We start from the raw sequence: 2,022 nt of genomic DNA, 5'->3' as shown, positions 1-2,022 counted from the left end.
CACTGCTCTTTAACAATTTATCAGACAATCTGTGTGGGCACTCGCAGGATTGATATCAAAAGTCTACGGACTTAAAAAATATCAAGTCTCAAGAGTGAACACGTAATTCATTACGAAGTTTAATTCTTTGAGCATCAAACTTAAATTGAAGAGTTTGATCATGGCTCAGATTGAACGCTGGCGGCAGGCCTAACACATGCAAGTCGAACGGTAGCACAGAGGAGCTTGCTCCTTGGGTGACGAGTGGCGGACGGGTGAGTAATGTCTGGGGATCTGCCCGATGGAGGGGGATAACTACTGGAAACGGTAGCTAATACCGCATAACGTCGCAAGACCAAAGTGGGGGACCTTCGGGCCTCACACCATCGGATGAACCCAGATGGGATTAGCTAGTAGGTGGGGTAACGGCTCACCTAGGCGACGATCCCTAGCTGGTCTGAGAGGATGACCAGCCACACTGGAACTGAGACACGGTCCAGACTCCTACGGGAGGCAGCAGTGGGGAATATTGCACAATGGGCGCAAGCCTGATGCAGCCATGCCGCGTGTATGAAGAAGGCCTTCGGGTTGTAAAGTACTTTCAGCGGGGAGGAAGGGATGATGTTTAATACGCATCGTCATTGACGTTACCCGCAGAAGAAGCACCGGCTAACTCCGTGCCAGCAGCCGCGGTAATACGGAGGGTGCAAGCGTTAATCGGAATTACTGGGCGTAAAGCGCACGCAGGCGGTCTGTCAAGTCGGATGTGAAATCCCCGGGCTTAACCTGGGAACTGCATTCGAAACTGGCAGGCTAGAGTCTTGTAGAGGGGGGTAGAATTCCAGGTGTAGCGGTGAAATGCGTAGAGATCTGGAGGAATACCGGTGGCGAAGGCGGCCCCCTGGACAAAGACTGACGCTCAGGTGCGAAAGCGTGGGGAGCAAACAGGATTAGATACCCTGGTAGTCCACGCTGTAAACGATGTCGACTTGGAGGTTGTGCCCTTGAGGCGTGGCTTCCGGAGCTAACGCGTTAAGTCGACCGCCTGGGGAGTACGGCCGCAAGGTTAAAACTCAAATGAATTGACGGGGGCCCGCACAAGCGGTGGAGCATGTGGTTTAATTCGATGCAACGCGAAGAACCTTACCTGGCCTTGACATCCACGGAATTTGGCAGAGATGCCTTAGTGCCTTCGGGAACCGTGAGACAGGTGCTGCATGGCTGTCGTCAGCTCGTGTTGTGAAATGTTGGGTTAAGTCCCGCAACGAGCGCAACCCTTATCCTTTGTTGCCAGCGATTCGGTCGGGAACTCAAAGGAGACTGCCGGTGATAAACCGGAGGAAGGTGGGGATGACGTCAAGTCATCATGGCCCTTACGGCCAGGGCTACACACGTGCTACAATGGCGCATACAAAGAGAAGCGACCTCGCGAGAGCAAGCGGACCTCATAAAGTGCGTCGTAGTCCGGATTGGAGTCTGCAACTCGACTCCATGAAGTCGGAATCGCTAGTAATCGTAGATCAGAATGCTACGGTGAATACGTTCCCGGGCCTTGTACACACCGCCCGTCACACCATGGGAGTGGGTTGCAAAAGAAGTAGGTAGCTTAACCTTCGGGAGGGCGCTTACCACTTTGTGATTCATGACTGGGGTGAAGTCGTAACAAGGTAACCGTAGGGGAACCTGCGGTTGGATCACCTCCTTACCTGAAGATACTTTCCTTCGAAGTGCTCACACAGATTGTCTGATGAAAACGTAATGAGCAAGACGGCTGCGAAGTCGTGACACTTCATGTGTCCCCTTCGTCTAGCGGTTAGGACTCCGCCCTTTCACGGCGGCAACAGGGGTTCGAATCCCCTAGGGGACGCCACTTGCTTGGTGACAGGTGAAAGGTGTCGCTGCTCAGTATCTCAAAACTGGCTTACGAGTCATGTTTGAGATATTTGCTCTTTAACAATCCGGAACAAGCTGAAAATTTGAAACGACACGTTGTTTCATTTCTCCGTAATAAGAAATGAAAACGATGTGTTCGAGTCTCTCAAA

General features: G+C 52.1%; 1 tRNA gene and 1 rRNA gene. Both read left to right on the top strand.

Annotated features, from left to right (window positions below):
* The first annotated feature begins 142 nt into the window (after nt 1-142).
* Nucleotides 143-1,684: ribosomal RNA gene (locus L579_RS22935) — 16S ribosomal RNA — on the top strand.
* Nucleotides 1,685-1,774: 90 nt separating this feature from the next.
* Nucleotides 1,775-1,849, top strand: a tRNA-Glu gene (locus L579_RS22930).
* Nucleotides 1,850-2,022 lie beyond the last annotated feature (173 nt).

The organism is Pantoea sp. AS-PWVM4 (assembly GCF_000468095.1).
GTDB classification, from domain to species: domain Bacteria; phylum Pseudomonadota; class Gammaproteobacteria; order Enterobacterales; family Enterobacteriaceae; genus Pantoea; species Pantoea phytobeneficialis.
This window is presented reverse-complemented; position numbering and strand designations above follow the sequence as displayed.